General features: G+C 61.8%; 12 protein-coding genes. 3 read left to right on the top strand and 9 right to left on the bottom strand.

Translation table 11 applies throughout. The features are described from left to right. The first annotated feature begins 4 nt into the window (after positions 1–4). From addB to trxA, 3 genes are all read left to right on the top strand, one after another. Entirely contained in the window at positions 5–3,196 is a 3,192-nt protein-coding gene (addB, locus tag AC13RC_RS30490; RefSeq protein WP_488559475.1) for a double-strand break repair protein AddB, read from the top strand. Beyond that, positions 3,189–6,755, top strand: coding sequence for a double-strand break repair helicase AddA (addA, locus tag AC13RC_RS30485; RefSeq protein ID WP_488559474.1), 3,567 nt, complete (start codon positions 3,189–3,191; stop codon positions 6,753–6,755). The genes addB and addA overlap by 8 nt, the downstream gene beginning before the upstream one ends. A gap of 75 nt (positions 6,756–6,830) precedes the next feature. Beyond that, positions 6,831–7,151, top strand: a complete 321-nt coding sequence (gene trxA / locus AC13RC_RS30480; RefSeq protein WP_069613933.1) for a thioredoxin — start codon at positions 6,831–6,833, stop codon at positions 7,149–7,151. A gap of 270 nt (positions 7,152–7,421) precedes the next feature. Here trxA and AC13RC_RS30475 read toward each other — a convergent pair whose 3' ends face one another. From AC13RC_RS30475 to AC13RC_RS30435, 9 genes are all read right to left on the bottom strand, one after another. Further along, on the bottom strand, positions 7,422–8,750 hold the full coding sequence (locus AC13RC_RS30475; RefSeq protein WP_173002577.1) for a bifunctional folylpolyglutamate synthase/dihydrofolate synthase: 1,329 nt from the start codon (positions 8,748–8,750) through the stop codon (positions 7,422–7,424). Between the two features lie 56 nt (positions 8,751–8,806). Beyond that, the gene (gene accD, locus AC13RC_RS30470) at positions 8,807–9,718 is read right to left on the bottom strand and encodes an acetyl-CoA carboxylase, carboxyltransferase subunit beta (protein WP_069613931.1); all 912 of its coding nucleotides are present in this window, start codon (positions 9,716–9,718) and stop codon (positions 8,807–8,809) included. Between the two features lie 109 nt (positions 9,719–9,827). Further along, positions 9,828–10,667, bottom strand: a complete 840-nt coding sequence (trpA, locus tag AC13RC_RS30465; RefSeq protein WP_113389651.1) for a tryptophan synthase subunit alpha — start codon at positions 10,665–10,667, stop codon at positions 9,828–9,830. 10 nt (positions 10,668–10,677) lie between these two features. Beyond that, positions 10,678–11,892 carry a tryptophan synthase subunit beta gene (trpB, locus tag AC13RC_RS30460; protein ID WP_113352870.1) on the bottom strand — a complete coding sequence of 405 codons (1,215 nt, stop codon included), beginning with the start codon at positions 11,890–11,892 and terminating at the stop codon, positions 10,678–10,680. Next, on the bottom strand, positions 11,889–12,563 hold the full coding sequence (locus AC13RC_RS30455) for a phosphoribosylanthranilate isomerase (protein WP_069613928.1): 675 nt from the start codon (positions 12,561–12,563) through the stop codon (positions 11,889–11,891). The genes trpB and AC13RC_RS30455 overlap by 4 nt, the downstream gene beginning before the upstream one ends. A 275-nt stretch (positions 12,564–12,838) precedes the next feature. Next, positions 12,839–13,600 (bottom strand): M48 family metallopeptidase, encoded by a 762-nt coding sequence (locus tag AC13RC_RS30450; protein ID WP_113389652.1) that lies wholly within the window; start codon positions 13,598–13,600, stop codon positions 12,839–12,841. Between the two features lie 89 nt (positions 13,601–13,689). Beyond that, the gene (locus tag AC13RC_RS30445) at positions 13,690–14,130 is read right to left on the bottom strand and encodes a DUF2852 domain-containing protein (RefSeq protein ID WP_113333416.1); all 441 of its coding nucleotides are present in this window, start codon (positions 14,128–14,130) and stop codon (positions 13,690–13,692) included. A gap of 320 nt (positions 14,131–14,450) precedes the next feature. After that, positions 14,451–15,728, bottom strand: a complete 1,278-nt coding sequence (gene phaZ, locus AC13RC_RS30440; protein ID WP_113333417.1) for a polyhydroxyalkanoate depolymerase — start codon at positions 15,726–15,728, stop codon at positions 14,451–14,453. 289 nt (positions 15,729–16,017) lie between these two features. After that, a complete protein-coding gene (locus AC13RC_RS30435; protein WP_488559473.1) occupies positions 16,018–16,860 on the bottom strand; it encodes a fumarylacetoacetate hydrolase family protein in 843 nt (280 codons plus the stop codon). Between the last annotated feature and the right edge of the window lie 33 nt (positions 16,861–16,893).

The following is a 16,893-nucleotide window of genomic DNA, read 5'->3' as shown; positions in this document are numbered from 1 at the left end:
GCCTATGACGGGCGGGCACCGGCAGCGCATCCTAACGATTCCGGCGGGCCTGCCCTTCCTGAAGACCCTTGCGACCGCTCTTTGCGATGGCCGGCTGACCGAGCATTTCCGCCACGATCCAGAAGACCCGCTGTCGCTTGCCAAGGTCAGCATCTTCCTGCCGACCCGGCGCGCGGCTCGCGTGCTGCGCTCGGAATTCGTCGACCTGCTCGGCGGCCGCTCCGCGATCCTGCCAGTCATTCGCCCGCTCGGCGAAACCGATGACGACAGCGGCTATTTCGAAGAAGCCCTGCCCGAAACGGCGGATCTCGCGCAACCGCTTGCCAATACGGCGCGGCTTCTGGAGCTGGCGCGGCTGATCCTTGCGTGGCGCAACAAGCTGCCGCAGATCGTCCGCGACATTCACTCCGATTCGCCGCTGGTGGCGCCGGCCAGCCCGGCGGATGCCATATGGCTCGCACGCAATCTCGCCGAGCTCATCGATTCGCTGGAGACCGAGGATCGCGAATGGAGCGAGCTTGCCAGCCTCAGCGCGGAGGATCATGCGCTCTGGTGGCAGCTGACGGCCGAATTCCTGGCGATCGCCAGCGCCTTCTGGCCGGCGCGCCTCGAAGAACTCGGCAAATCATCGCCCGCCCGCAACCGCAACGCCATTCTGCGTGCGGAAGCGCAGCGCATGTCCACCATGCGCCATCCCGGCCCGGTCATCATTGCCGGCTCGACGGGCTCGGTGCCGGCAACGGCTGAGCTGATCGCAGCCGTCGCCGCCCTGCCGCAAGGTGTCATCGTGCTCCCCGGCCTCGATCTTTCGATGCCTGAGGAAGATTGGCAGCTGGTGGCGCCGGAGACATCGATTGGCGAGAGAGCCGATCCGACCACACGTAGCCATCCGCAATATGGTCTTTCGCTGCTGCTGAAACGATTGCAGGTCACCCGGCGTGATGTCGAAACTGTCGCGGATGCGTCTGAAACCATGCAGATGCGGGCGCAGATCCTGTCTCGAGCGCTGGCGCCGGCCAAGGCGACGAGCGGCTGGGGAAGCTGGCGCAAGACGCTCGCTCCCGATGCGATCTCGGGCGCATTTGCCGATGTCGCGCTGATCGAAGCAGCCAATGAACGCGAGGAGGCGACCGCGATCGCCATCGCCTTGCGGCTGGCGTTGGATAAGCCGGGGCTCAACGGCGGTGAAAGCCAGGCGGCCTTGATCACGCCTGACCGCAATCTCGCCCGGCGTGTGACGGCCGAGCTTGCCCGTTTCGGCATTACCGCCGACGATTCGGCCGGGACGCCGCTGAATGCCACGCCACAGGGTACGTTGCTGCAATTGCTGCTGGAGGCATCCCTTCGCCCTGGCGATCCCGTTGCCGTCGTCTCACTGCTCAAGCATCCCCTCGCCTTGTTCGGCCTGTCGGCGGAAATACACCAGCCGGGAGTCGATGCGCTGGAGGTTCTTGCGCTCAGGGGTGGCGTCGATCACGTCGAGATCAGTCGGCTGGGAGCCCTGCTTGACGACCGCGTGGCGGAGCAGGCCAATGACCGCCATACGCCGCAATGGCGCAAAGCGCTGCCGCCTGAGGCCATCGAGCATGCGCGGGCGCTGGCCCAGCGAGTGACCGCGGCATGCGAACCTCTGGTATCGACGCTTTCCCTGCCCGCGTCAGAAGGCCTCCTCACACTTTCGGATTGGGCGGAGCGCACCGGCTGTGCTCTGGAAGCCGTCGCCATCGACGAGCGTGGCAGCCTGGCAGGCCTTTGGGCGGGCGAAGCCGGGGACACGCTTGCCAGCCTACTCCGGGATATCATTGAGACCGAAGGTCAGCTTGAGGCCGATGGCGTGCAGTGGATCGATATCATGGCCGCGCTCTGCGTCGGCCAAGCGGTGAAGCCGCGGGCGCTCAGCCATCCTCGCCTCTTTATCTTCGGTACGCTGGAAGCGCGCCTACAGAGCGTCGACACGCTGATCCTCGGCGGGTTGAACGAAGGATCCTGGCCGGGGCAGACGGCAAACAATCCCTTCATTTCGCGCGGCATGAAGACAGAGATCGGCCTGGAGCCGCCGGAGCGCCGCATCGGCCAGCTCGCGCACGATTTCGAAATGGCGAACGGCACGCGCGATCTGATCTATTCCCGCGCGCTGCGTCAGGGCTCGACACCGACAGTCGCGTCGCGCTGGCTGCAGCGGCTGATAGCGCTTGGCGGCAAAGAATTAGAGGACGCAATGAAGGCGCGCGGCGACCAGTATCGCCATTGGGCAGGGATGATCGACGAAGGAGAAAACCAGGCGCCGGCGCTGCGCCCGGCACCGAAGCCGCCTGCAGAGCTGCAGCCGAAGAGCTATTCCTTTAGCGAAGTGGGCCGGTTGCGGCGCGATCCCTATGCGATCTATGCCCGGCGCGTGCTGCGGCTCGATCCTGTGGAGCCGTTCAATCGCGATCCCGGCCCAGCCGAACGTGGTACGCTCTATCACAAGATCATCGATCGTTTCGTCCGCGAAGGGCATGTGGCCGGCACGGCGGATGCGACGCTGGCCATGGATCGGATCATCGCCGAGCTCTTCGATGCCGAGCGGCTGCCCGTCCATATCGACAGCGTCTGGCGCCCGCGCTTTCGCGAGGTGGCGCGCGCCTTCCTTGATTGGGAAGCGGAACGGCGGCCGGCGGTTCGCAAGACGGCGACGGAAGTGCCGGCCGGCGTGGAGATCGAGCCGATCGGCATTCGGTTGACCGGCGTTGCCGACCGTATCGACATCAAGAACGACAAGGGCGCAGACCTCATCGACTACAAGACCGGCTACAATCCCTCTCCGCCACAGGCGCGTGCGCTGCTCGATCCACAGCTGGCACTGGAAGCCTATGCGCTGAAGGCCGGTGCTTTCCGCAATATCGGCCCACTGATCCCCGAGAACCTGCTTTATGTCAGGCTGCGGCCCGGCGATCGCTTCAAGGTCGACCAGGTCAACAACGAGCATTCCAGCCGCGGCGGCAAGACGGAAACCAAGTCGGCTATGGATCTCGCGCAGGAATCGATGGACCAGCTGGTGAAATTCGTCTCGCTGCTGCAATCGGGCGAGAAGGGGTTTTCCTCGCGGCTGATCCCGGCCCAGCAGTTCGAATATGGCGGTGACTACGATCACCTCGCCCGCGTTTCGGAATGGTCGACGGCCGAGACCGAGCAGGAAGGCGGCGGCGATGAGTGATTTTCCCGCCGATGATATCGCCATCCTGCCCGAAAGCGACGATCCCGGCGTCTGGATCAGCTGGACGACGATCCAGCAATCGATCGCCTCTGACCCCGAACGCTCGGCCTGGGTTTCGGCCAATGCCGGCTCCGGCAAGACGCATGTGCTGACGCAACGCGTCATCCGCCTGCTTCTTTCCGGCGCGCGGCCCTCGGCGATCCTCTGCCTTACCTATACCAAGGCCGCGGCCTCCGAAATGTCCAACCGCGTCTTCGACAGGCTCGCTGCCTGGGCAACCATGCCGGACGACGAGCTGAAGACGCGTATTGCCGATATCGAGGGCAAGGAGCCGGATCTATTCAAGCTCGCAGCGGCGCGGCGGCTTTTTGCCAAGGCGCTGGAAACGCCAGGCGGACTAAAGATCCAGACCATCCACGCGTTTTGCGAGGCCTTGCTGCATCAGTTCCCGCTCGAGGCCAATGTCGCCGGCCACTTCTCCGTACTCGATGATCGGGCGGCCGAAGTCCTGCTCGACGATGCGCGCCGTGCGCTGCTGACATCCACGACGCCCCACGGCGACGCCGAATTGGCGCGGGCCTTCGATTATGTCCTCGATCTCGGTGACGAATCGGGACTTGAGGCGCTGCTTGGCGATATCATTGCCAATCGCAATGCGATCCGCCGCTTTACCGAAACGGCCGAACGCAACGGGGGTGTCGAAACTGCGTTGCGTGCTCGGCTTGGCCTTTCGCCCGGTGAGACGGAAAGGAGCATTGCCGAGCAATATTGGCCGTTGCCCGGTCTGTCTGGTGCAACGCTGGAGCTTTACCTAACGCTTGCCGACGAGAAGGGCGGTGCCAAGGCTCAGGAAGTGGCTTATGCGCTGCGCCTTGCCAAGCGCGAGGCAGATCCGCTTGCCCGCGCCGAGATCCTCGAAAAGGCCATGCTGACCGCCAAGGGCGAGCCGAAATCGGACAGCCAGTTCTTCGTCAAGGCAATGCTCGCCGATGTGCCTGCCCTCGCCGATGCCGTGGCTGCGGCGCGCGCCCATGTCGTCGCCAGTCGCGACCGGCTGAAGCTGATGCGGATGTATCGGGCCACCCATGCTGCGCTCATTCTCGCCGATCGTCTGAATCGCGACTATGAGGAGCTGAAGAAACGGCGCAGCCAGCTCGATTTCGAAGACCTCATCACCCGCACGGCCGACCTTCTGACCAAGAAGGATGTCGGGCCGTGGATCCACTACAAGCTGGATCAGGGCATCGATCACATTCTCGTCGACGAAGCGCAGGATACGAGCCCGATCCAGTGGAGCGTCATCCAGTCGTTGGCGGAGGATTTCTTCTCCGGTGACAGCGCCCGGCCGACGCTGCGCACGATCTTTGCCGTGGGTGACGAGAAGCAGTCGATCTATTCGTTCCAGGGCGCCCGTCCCGAACGATTTTCCGAGGAGAGCGACCGCACAAGACGGCGCGTGGCGGCGAGCGGCCAGCAATTCTCATCGATCCGCCTGCCGCTGTCCTTCCGCTCGACGGCCGATGTGCTCGGCGCCGTCGATCATGTCTTTACCAGTCCGGAGAATGCCCGGGGGCTTAGCGCCGTTAACGAGCCTGTCGTGCATCGTTCCAGCCGCATCGGCCACCCCGGCGCCGTCGATCTCTGGGAAATGATTGCGCCGGAGCCGGCCGCCAAGGAAGAGGATTGGACGGCACCGTTCGATTCGACCCCGGAGAGCGCACCTGCTGCCATCCTGGCGCGGCGGATGGCGCATACGATCGGCAATCTCATCGGCCGGGAAACGATCATTGAGAAGGGTAAGGCGCGTTTCATCGAGGCCGGCGACATTCTCGTGCTGGTGCGCAAGCGCGACAGCTTCGTCAACGCGCTGACCCGAGCGCTGAAGAGGCGCGGCAACATTCCCGTCGCCGGCGCCGATCGTCTGGTGCTGACGAGCCATATCGCCATTCAGGATCTTCTGGCGCTTGGCCGTTTCCTGTTGCTGCCGGAGGACGATCTCTCGCTCTGTGCGCTGCTGAAGAGCCCCTTGTTCGACCTCAGCGAAGAGGATGTCTTTGCGGTCGCCGCCTATCGCGATGACGAGGAAGGCGTCTGGAGCCATCTGCAGAGATTTGCCGCCGACGGCCATGACCGCTTCAGGCAGGTGGTCGAACGGCTGAAAACCTTTCTTGCTCTGTCCAAGAGCCTGCCCGTGCATGATTTCTATGCGCGCGTGCTTGGCAGCTTCGGCGGCAGGCGGAAATTTCTGGCGCGGCTCGGCACCGAAGTCAGCGATATCCTCGACGAATTCCTGACCTTCACGCTCGATCATGAAACCAGCGGCCTGCCCGGCCTGCAATCCTTCATCTCGACGCTGGAGCTGGAAGCGCCAACGGTCAAGCGCGAGCAGGACAAGGGCCGCAACGAGGTGCGGATCATGACCGTGCATGCCTCGAAGGGGCTGGAGGCACCGATCGTCTTCCTCGTCGATGGTGGCGGCAAGGCCTTTACCCATACGCATCTGCCGAAGCTGCGGATGATCGAAACCGATAGGGACGAAATCCCGCTGCCGGTCTGGGTGCCGATCTCGGCGCTCGCCAATTCGCTGACGCAGGCCGATACGGCGCGGCTGCAGGCACTGGCGGAGGAGGAATATCGCCGGTTGCTCTATGTCGGCATGACGCGCGCCGCCGACCGGCTCATCATTTGCGGCTACCGCAGCATCCGCGAGAATGCCGATACCTGGCATGCGATGATTTCCGCGGCGCTGCGCGGGCAAGAACTGTACTGCACGCAGAAGACCTTCACCGGCCCGGATGGCGACTGGCAGGGCTTGAGCTGGCGGGTTGCCCAGGTCCAGCTCGAATTCGAGACCGCAAGAGAGCATGAGAAGCGTTCGGAGCGCGTCGGCCTGCCGGCGGGTCTCAGCCGGCCATTGCCGCCGCAAAAAAGCCTGCCGCGGCCGCTCAGCCCCTCCGGCGTCGGCACCGTCATCGACGAGGAAGCCGACGATCTGTTGGTGACTTCGGCGCTTTTCGGCGAGAAAACCAAATCCGACCGCGCCCTTCAGAAAGGCCGTTTCATTCACCGCATGCTGCAGACCTTGCCCGAAATCGCGCCCGAAGAGCGCGCCGATGCCGCCCGCCGCTATGCCGAACGAGCCGCGCGCTTCTGGCCGCAGGCTGAGCGCGAGGCGCTGGTCGGCTCGGTCATGGCGCTGCTCTCCCATCCTGATCTGCAAGGCACCTTCAGCACGCATGCGCAAGCCGAAGTCTCGATCATGGGTACGCTGAAACTCGGCAGCCAGTCCTACGCCGTCTCAGGCCGCATCGATCGGTTGGCTGATCTGAACGACCGCGTCGTCATTCTCGACTATAAGACGAATCGGGTACCGCCTGACGGGGAAAGCAACATCCCCTTCGCGCATAAGGCGCAGCTTGCCATCTATCGCGAGATCCTTTCGCCGCTCTATCCGGGAAAGCGCATCGACTGCATGCTGGTCTATACCGAAAATGCCTCGATCTACACGCTGTCGGACGAGGTGCTTGCATTGGCGCTTGCGGAGCTCAAGACAAAGTGAAATACCAGATATTGAAATCTGGGCACCGCACCATCACATATCTAGCAACCCGTAAATCCTGGTAAGGAGCAGCTTATGGCTACCGTTAAAGTCGATACCTCCAACTTCGCCACCGAAGTGCTGCAGTCTGCAGAGCCTGTCGTCGTTGATTTCTGGGCCGAATGGTGCGGTCCGTGCAAGATGATCGCCCCGGCTCTGGAAGAGCTCGCCGTGCAGTTCGAAGGCAAGGTCAAGGTTGCCAAGCTCAACATCGACGAAAACCCGGAACTGGCCGCCCAGTTCGGCGTTCGCTCGATCCCGACGCTCGCCATGTTCAAGGCTGGCGAAGTCGCTGACATCAAGGTCGGCGCCGCTCCCAAGACGGCCCTGCAGAGCTGGATCTCCAGCGCAGCCTAATCGGTATCGATTGTATGGAACAAGAGCCCCGCTTCGGCGGGGTTTTTTGTTGGTCGGAGAGCACAGGCCATCTTCTCCCTTCGAGGCTTCGCGCCTCAACAACGGTGTTGTGCTTGCACTTGCTCATGGGCCGCCGCCCTGATCCTTCGACAGGCTCAGGATGAGGTGGAGCGAGTTGCCAACCAGATGAGGAGCGGCCCTCATGGTGAGGAGGCCCGCAGGGCCGTCTCGAAGCACGAGAGCAGGTGGTGAGTAACAACCCCGCCGGAATTACCGCGGCGGCGTGCCGTTGTCGGCAAGAACATCGCCGACCAGATAGAGGGAACCGCCGATCAGGATGCGCGGTGCCGGCGAATTCGCCACAGTCATAGCCTTGATCGCATCCAGCGCCTCGCCCACAGTCGACATGGGCTCTGCGATCAGACCGGCATCGTAGGCGGCATTCGCCAGGATGACCGGATCGACCATGGCTTCGCTGCCGCGAATCGGCACGCAATAGACTTTCTCCGCAAGACCGGCAAAAGCCTTGAAATAGCCGATTGGATCCTTGGTGTTGATCATTCCAATGATCAGGAATAAGGGCCGCGGCTGACGCTCTTCAAAATTGGCCATGGCCTCGGCGATGACTTCGCCGGCGCCAGGATTGTGGCCGCCATCGATCCAGATCTCGGCGCGTTCGGGCGCATTTGCCACCAGATCGCCTTCCGTCAGCCGCTGCAGGCGGCCCGGCCATTCGACCGATGTCATCGCCTTTTCCATCATCGCTTCGGTGACGACGAAACCAGCGGCCTTGACGGCGCGGATGGCGGCAGCGGCATTGCCATATTGGTGACGGCCCGGCAGCCGCGGCAGCGGCAGATCGGCCAAACCGAACTCGTCCTGATAGACCAGCTTGCCATATTCCTCATGGGCGGAAAAATCCTGGCCGAAGACGGCGGTCGGGCAACGAAGCCGCTCGGCCGTGGAGATCAGCACGTCGAGCGCGGCATCATAGTCCTGATGGCCGATGACGACGGGATGGCCCGGCTTCATGATGCCTGCCTTTTCCGCTGCGATCAGTTCGACGCGGTCGCCGAGATAGGGCTGGTGATCGAGCGAGATCGGCATGATGACGGAAACGGCCGGATCGGAAAGGACATTGGTGGCATCGAAACGGCCGCCAAGTCCGACCTCGATGATCGCGACATCAGCCGGATGCTCGGCAAAGAGGAGAAAGGTCGCGGCCGTCAGGATTTCGAAGACGGTGATCTTCTGCCCCTCATTCGCCTTGGCGATGCGCCTGAGCACATCGGCGAACACGGTATCGTCGACGAGCTTGCCGCGGCCACCCTTGACGCCGATACGGTAGCGCTCGTGCCAGTTGACGAGATGCGGCGAGGTATGGACATGGACGCTATAGCCACCCGCTTCGAGCAGTGCACGGCAAAAGGCCGTCACCGAACCCTTGCCATTGGTGCCGGCGACATGGATCACCGGCGGCAATTTCTGGTGGGGATTTCCGAGGACGTCGAGCAGGCGGGTTATTCGTTCCAGAGACAGATCGAAGCCCTTGGGATGCAATCCCATGAGCTTCTCGATCTCGCGTGCTGCCTCGCTCATTGCGGACTGATCCATAGACGTCATCCCGCACCTCCGCCCGTCGGCAATCGATGATGTCAGGCGCTCGCTGCTATCGCCAGTGCCGCGCCATTCTTGTTCTTGACCGATACGTCGTTTGCCGGCGCCTTGGTCAGGATCTTCAGAAGCGTCGCCAAAGTGTCCGGAATGTCATGACGCTTGACGACCATGTCCACCATCCCGTGCTCCAGCAGGTATTCCGAGGTCTGGAAGCCCTCGGGAAGCTTTTCGCGCAGCGTCTGCTCGATCACGCGCTTGCCGGCAAAGCCGATTTCGGCGCCGGGTTCGGCGAGATGAATGTCACCCAGCATGGCGTAGGAGGCCGTGACGCCGCCGGTCGTCGGGTTGGTCAGAACCACGACGTAGGGCTGGCCAGCTTCCTTCAGCATGTCGACGGCGACCGTCGTGCGCGGCAGCTGCATCAGCGACAGGATGCCTTCTTGCATGCGGGCGCCGCCCGAAGCCGGGAACATGACCAGCGGACACTTTTCGGCGATAGCGCGCTCGAAAGCCTTCACGATGGCTTCGCCGGCGGCCATGCCGAGCGAACCGCCGATAAAGTTGAATTCATGCACGACAGCCACGAGCTTCAGACCACGGACCTTGCCGAGGCCGGCAAGAATCGTATCCTCCTGCTCGGTCTTGAGGCGACTGTCCTTCAGGCGGTCGGTATATTTCTTCGAGTCGCGGAACTTCAACGGGTCCTGCGCGACCTTCGGCTGCGGCAGGGCTTCGTATTCACCATTGTCGAAGAGATCGGCAAGACGGGCCTTGGCCGGCATCTTCATGTGGAAGCCGGATGCGGGGATGACCCACTTGTTCTCTTCCAGATCCTTATGGAAGACCATTTCGCCCGTTTCCGGGCACTTGATCCAGAGATTCTCCGGAACCTCGCGACGGCCCAGCATGGAATTGATCCGCGGGCGGACGTAGTTCGTGATCCAGTTCAATTCGAAACTCCTAATCGACCGAATTAATCGATATCCTAGTCGTCACCAAATGCCCATAGGGCTTTTCCCTCAATCCGCAGGGGATTGCTGAGAGGCCTATATGGGGAAACTATTCGGCGGCAACAAGGCGGGCGGAACGCGTTCCCGTCGACAGGCCGCGCACCAGGGTGGCGACAGCCTGGATGGTGTCTGCCGTTGCCTTGCCATCCTTCGTGAGGCTGGTGGCAATCTGATTGACGATCGCGGTACCGACGACGACGCCATCGGCGGCAGCGCCGATCAGCTTAGCGTGCTCGGCGGTCTTGACGCCGAAGCCGACGCAGACCGGCAACTCGGTGTGCTGCTTAATGCGCTTGACGGCGCCCGACACCAGCGACGGATCCGGCAGCGCCGAACCGGTGATGCCGTTCATAGAGACGTAATAGACGAAGCCGGTCGTGTTCTTCAGAACCGTCGGCAGGCGCTTGTCGTCGGTGGTCGGCGTTGCCAGGCGGATGAAGTTGATGCCCTTGCGGATCGCCGGAATGCAAAGCTCGTCATCCATTTCCGGCGGCAGGTCGACGACGATCAGGCCGTCGATGCCGGCAGCCAGCGCATCATCGAGGAACCTTTCGACACCGTAGATGTAGATCGGATTGTAATAGCCCATCATCACGATCGGCGTATCGGCATCGACTTTCCGGAAATCGGCGGCGAGCTGCAGGGTCTTCTTCAGCGTCTGGCCGGCCTTCAGGGCGCGCTGGCCGGCAAGCTGGATCGCGGGACCGTCGGCCATGGGATCGGAAAAGGGCATTCCGAGTTCGATAACGTCGGCGCCGGCTTCCGGCAGCGCCTTCATGATGCCGAGGGAGGTCTCGTAATCGGGATCGCCGCCCATGAAATAGGTGACGAGTGCCGGGCGGCCTTCAGCCTTCAAAGCGGCGAAGCGTTTGTCCATACGTGCGGTCATGGCGTCTAACTCACATTCCCAGAATCTTGCCGACGGTGAAGATGTCCTTGTCACCACGGCCGGAGAGGTTCATCAGGATGATCTCATCCTTGCCCATCTTGGGGGCGCGCTTGATCACTTCGGCGAGCGCATGGCTCGGCTCGAGCGCCGGGATAATGCCTTCGAGGCGCGTCAGCGTCTGGAAGGCTTCGAGCGCCTCATGGTCCATGATCGGCACATATTCGGCGCGGCCGATATCGTTCAGCCAGGAATGTTCCGGGCCGATGCCGGGATAATCGAGGCCGGCCGAAATCGAATGACCTTCCTTGATCTGGCCGTCGCCGTCCTGCAGCAGGTAGGTGCGGTTGCCATGCAGCACGCCGGGCGAACCGGCGGTGATGGAGGCGCAATGCTCATCACCCTGCAGGCCCTTGCCGCCGGCTTCGACGCCGACGATCTTGACGCCCTCGTCATCCAGGAACGGATGGAAGATGCCGATGGCATTCGAGCCGCCGCCGACAGCCGCTATGACGAGATCCGGCAAGCGGCCTTCGGCCTCCAGGATCTGCGCGCGGGCTTCGGTGCCGATCACGGCCTGGAAATCGCGAACCATTTCCGGATAGGGATGCGGGCCGGCGGCCGTACCGATCAGATAATAGGTGTCGTCGACATTGGTGACCCAGTCGCGAAGGGCTTCGTTCATCGCGTCCTTCAGCGTGCCGCTGCCGGCCGTTACCGGAACAACCTCGGCGCCCAAGAGCTTCATGCGGAAGACGTTCGGCGCCTGGCGCTCGACATCGGTCGCGCCCATGTAGACGACGCAGGGCAGGCCGAAGCGGGCGGCAACCGTCGCCGAGGCCACGCCATGCTGACCGGCGCCGGTTTCAGCGATGATGCGGGTCTTGCCCATGCGCTTGGCGAGCAGGATCTGGCCGATGCAGTTGTTGATCTTGTGCGAGCCGGTGTGGTTCAGCTCTTCACGCTTGAAGTAGATCTTGGCGCCGCCAAGCTCGGCCGTCAGGCGCTCGGCGAAATAAAGCGGGCTGGGACGGCCGATGTAATGCGTGCCGAGAGCCTTCAGCTCTGCCTGGAAGGCCGGATCGTCCTTCGCCTTCGCCCATTCCTCCTGGAGATCCAGGATCAGCGGCATAAGCGTTTCGGCTACGAAACGTCCGCCGTAAATGCCGAAACGGCCATCCTCGTCGGGGCCGGAGCGGAAGGAATTGAGTTTAGGCGTCTGGTTCACTTTCTACTCCCTGCTGCCGGTTCCGGCAGACATGCTTCTGCAAAAGCGTCGAAAAACTGGTCGATCTTGCCGAGATCCTTCACACCAGGCGCACTTTCCAGCGCCGAGGAGAGATCGATACCGCTGGCCTTGGTGGAGGCCAGTGCCTCGGCGACATTGTCCTTGTTGACACCGCCGGACAGCATATAGTCCACCCGATCGTCGACCCAACTCATCAGGCTCCAATCGAAGGATACGCCATTTCCGCCCGGCAGCTCCGAGCCAACAGGCGGCTTGGCGTCGAACAGGAAGCGGTCGGCAATGCCGATATAGGATTCCACCCGCTTTAGATCGTCGGCGTCTCGCACCGACATGGCCTTCATGACGGGGACATTATAGACCGCTTTGATGGTCAAGACACGCTCGGGGCTCTCATTGCCGTGGAGCTGCAGCATATCCGGCTTCACGAGCGACATGATCTCATCGAGATCGTCATTGGTCGGGTTGACCGTGACGGCGACAACCTTCGCCTTGCCGCGCGCGCGCTCGGCAAGCTCGCCGGCGAGATCCGGCTCGATATAGCGCGGGCTTTTTTCAAAGAAGATAAAGCCGATATGGGTAGCACCGCGCTCAAGAGCACGATCCACCGCCTCCGGCGTCTTCAGACCACAAATTTTGATATCGGGGTTCATGGCAGCGGAGTGACACGAAATTTCGCAAGAGTCGAGCCTAAAGGCGACGTTGGCGGGATTTTTGCGTGGCTCCAAGGCCACCGTATATGAAATAGAAAGTGCCCCTCACCCAGCCCTCTCCCCGTTTTGACGGGAAGAGGGGCACTCTGGCAAAACTCCTTCGCCCCGCGTGCGGGGAGAAGGTGGACTCGAACAGTTGAGCGAAGCGAACTGTGAGAGGACGGATGATGGGCCAACCTGCCTATATGCGATTGCCTTGCGCACCTCTATGCAGCTCAATCAAAATCAATCGCATGCAGCTGGCTGCCGTGGCGCTTCAGCCAGGCTTTGGCCTCGTCCATATCGGGGCAGAGTTTGCGGCAGAGCGCCCAGAAGCGCGGGCCATGGTTCATTTCGCGCAAATGTGCGACTTCGTGGGCGGCGAGGTAATCGATGACCAGGGGCGGCGCCATGACGATGCGCCAGGAGAAGCTCAGGTTCCCTTGCGAGGAGCAGGAGCCCCAACGGCTGCGGGTATCCTTCATGGTGACGGACGTGACGCTGGCGCGGATGGCCTTGGCGTGGACAGTCACGAGCTTTTCTAGATCGGCGCGGGCCTCTTTCTTCAGGAAAGTGGCGATGCGACGGCCGGCATGTTCCGGCATGCCGCTGACGCGCAGCACCGGAACGCCCTCGACGACGATGGCTTCGGTGAGGCCCCGCAAGGTTCCGGTGTGCTCGATCCGGTGGCGCACGCCGCGCAGGAGGATTTCGCTGCCGCCGCGCAGGCTGTTGTCGACGGAGAATTTCGCGAGCTTGGTCAGCAGCCAACCCTGATGCCTATCGAGGAAGGCATTGACCTCGCGTGCCGCCAGGCCACGCGGGATGGTCATCTTCAGCGATCGCCCGCCAGGCTCGATCCGGAGCGTGATGCGGGTGGCGCGCTCGTGCTGGCGGATCGTCAGGGGCATCAACCGGCCGGCAACATCGAGCGTACGCGTTTCCGGTGCGGCCACCTTGGCTTGCGGTTTGCGGGGTCTGGAGAGCAGCGGAAACATGAGGCAGTTTTATATGATTCGCGGGGATTTCTGGCAAAGAAAAACCGGCATCGAGCGATGCCGGTTTTGACCTCGTGACGGAACTCCCGTCACGGCGTCTTGAACTCGGTTGGCGAGCCGCCATTGTCATTGCGCTTGACGCTGTTGCGCTCGCGCATGAAGCGGTCGAATTCTTCCTGATCCTTGGCGCGGCGCAGTTCGCGAGCATAAGCATCGAATTCGGCGCGCATTTCGTCCAGCTTGCGGCGCTCCTGTTCGAGGCGCTCAAGCTCTGCCCGGCGCCAGTCGTCGAAGGCGACGTTGCCGGTGGAGGAAAAGGAATGGCGATGACGATTGCGATAGCGTCCGCAGCCAGCAAACATGCCGTCGGTCCTTTCATTCACATCCCGTTTGAATTCCCGCAAACGTTCTCCGAAGAGAATATAGGCGAGCATGGCGAAGCCAAGCGGCCAGAAGACCACGAAGCCAAGCACCATCAGGGCAATAGTAGCCGGAGTCCAATCCGGGCGAAGCAATGCAGATTGGTTCATTGTCAGGTATCCTCGCACGGCGCATTGCCCCTCGACCGACACCGGTCAATGGTCAGGCTTCTGCGCGGTTTTTAAAGCTCTACCTGCATCTCAGCGCGTTCCAAGGACGCGCGGCGCGGTAAACGGCCCGATCATCTCTGCGGTACCGCCGGAATCGAGATGGTAACCTATTCGTGAGGCTTCAATGGGATCGCTTGATGGAATCGGACAAGTGCTTGAATCGGCGCGGATAATTCAACAAAAGCTAATATTTTGCATAGTAGGGCAGTTCGGCTCATCAACAAGTTCCGAACTGCCCTATCTATTTGATCTTACTTCTTTCAAGCGGATTTTCCGCCCTTGATGACCCGCTTGACCACCGACCGGCCGGTGCGGGCATGTTCGCGGGTGAAGGCCAGGATGCGCGGCGCAATTTCGCGGCGGAAGCGCGAGCCGTTGAAGACGCCGTAGTGGCCGACATCCGGCTGCAGGTAGTGCATGCGCATATGGTCGGGGATATTGGTGCAGATGGTCTGCGCCGCATGCGTCTGCCCGACGCCGGAGATATCGTCGTTTTCGCCTTCGACGGTTAGAAGCGCGACGTTGCGAATAGCTGAGGGATCGACGCGCTCGCCGCGATGCATCAGCTCGCCCTTTGGCAGCGCATGCTTCATGAAGACCTGATCGACCGTCTGCAGATAGAATTCCGCCGTCAGATCCATGACCGCCAGATATTCATCGTAGAAATCGCGGTGCTTCTCCGCCGGTTCGCCGTCATTCTTGACGAGGTGCACAAAGAAGTCCTTGTGCGCGATCATGTGTCGGTCGAGGTTCATCGACATGAAGCCGGAAAGCTGCAGGAAGCCGGGGTAGACCGGCCGCATGAAGCCCGGCTGCGGCCAGGGCACGTTCATGACCACATTGTCGGCGAACCATTCCAGCGGCTTTTCCTTGGCAAGCTGGTTGACCGCCGTCGGATTGATGCGGGTATCGATCGGGCCACCCATCAGCGTCATGGATGAGGGTGCCAGGCGATCACCCGCCGCTTCCATCACAGCAGCGGCGGCTAGGACAGGCACCGACGGTTGGCAGACGGCGACGACATGCGTATCCGGCCCGAGGTGGTGCAGCATCTCGATGACGTAATCGATATAGTCGTCGAGATCGAAGGTGCCTTCAGTCATCGGCACCATGCGGGCATCGATCCAATCGGTGATATAGACATCGGCACCCGGCAGCAGTGCTTCCACGGTGCCGCGCAGCAGCGTCGCATAATGGCCCGACATCGGCGCGACGATCAGGATGCGCGGATCGGCGCTGTGGCCGGCGGGCAGGCTGCGCTCGAAATGGATGAGATTGCAGAAGGGCTTCTTCCAGACGATCTTTTCGTGAACCGAGACCGGTTTGCCGTCGATCACCGTCTCCGGAAGGCCGAATTCCGGCTTGCCGTAGCGCCGGGTGGTGCGCTCGAAAACTTCGAGACTGGCCGTCAAGGTGCGGCCGAATACCGTATGCGAAAGGGGATTAAGGGGATTGGCATAGGCCAGGCGCATCATGTCCGCCGCGGCGCGAAAGGGTGCGAGAGCGGCGTGATTGAGTTCGTAAAACTGATAAAACATGGGGGCTTTACCTTTCGTGATGCGAGGGCATTCGGCCGCGCAGATCACCTAAATCATTGAAGCGCACGCGTCGCTGCCTTCACTGCGGCGCTCCTCCGGTCGCGCTGTGCAGCAGGATAATGACGGTTCCTCGTGCGCGATCATTATCCTTCCTATAATCCAACCTAGCAGTTTTTGCTGCAGAGCAACATAACTACAATTGGTTCTTATCGATAAAAAACGCCGGAGAATTGCTTCCCCGGCATCAAGAATGATCTCAAAAGGTTAAAGTTCCTGAGCTTCGCACGCCTTACGCGTCGGCCAGGAAGGTCTGGCGCTGCGTGCCCAAGCCTTCTATGCCCAGCTCAACGACATCGCCCGGCTTCAGGTACTGCGGCGGCTTCATGCCCATGCCGACGCCCGGAGGCGTGCCGGTGGAGATGACGTCGCCGGGATGCAGCGACATGAGCTGGCTGAGATAGGAGACGAGATGGGCAACGCCATAGACCATGGTCCTGGTCGAGCCGTTCTGCATCATCTTGCCGTTGACCTTCAGCCACATGCCAAGATTCTGCGGATCGGCGACTTCATCCTTCGTGACGAGCCAGGGGCCGATCGGACCGAAGGTGTCGCAGGACTTGCCCTTGGTCCACTGTCCGGAGCGCTCGGTCTGGAAGGCGCGCTCGGAGACGTCGTGGGAAACGCAGTAACCGGCGACATAATCAAGCGCATCGGCTTCGCTGACATATTTTGCCGTCTTGCCGATAACGACGCCAAGCTCGACTTCCCAGTCGGTCTTTTCGGAGCCGCGCGGGATCAGCACATTGTCGTTCGGGCCGACGATGGCCGAGCTTGCCTTCATGAAAATGATCGGCTCCGGCGGCACGGTCGCGCCGGTTTCGGCGGCATGATCAGAGAAGTTCAGGCCGATGCAGATGAACTTGCCGGTGCCCGCAACGCAGGCACCGAGGCGGCCTTCCGGCAATTCAGGTAGGCTTTTCGGATCAAGGGCTGCGATCTTCGCGAGACCTGCGGGCGAAATGGCCTCACCGCCGATATCGGCGACGTGGGCGGAGAGATCGCGGATCTTGCCGTCGCTATCCAGAAGCGCCGGCTTTTCCTTACCGACTTCGCCAACACGCAACAGTTTCATGGACTTTCCTTCCCTGCATCTTCAAAGACGAGA

This window comes from Martinezella sp. CNPSo 3890 (assembly GCF_057784455.1).
Note: the sequence above shows the minus strand (reverse complement) of the source record. Positions and strands in the feature narration are given on the sequence as shown.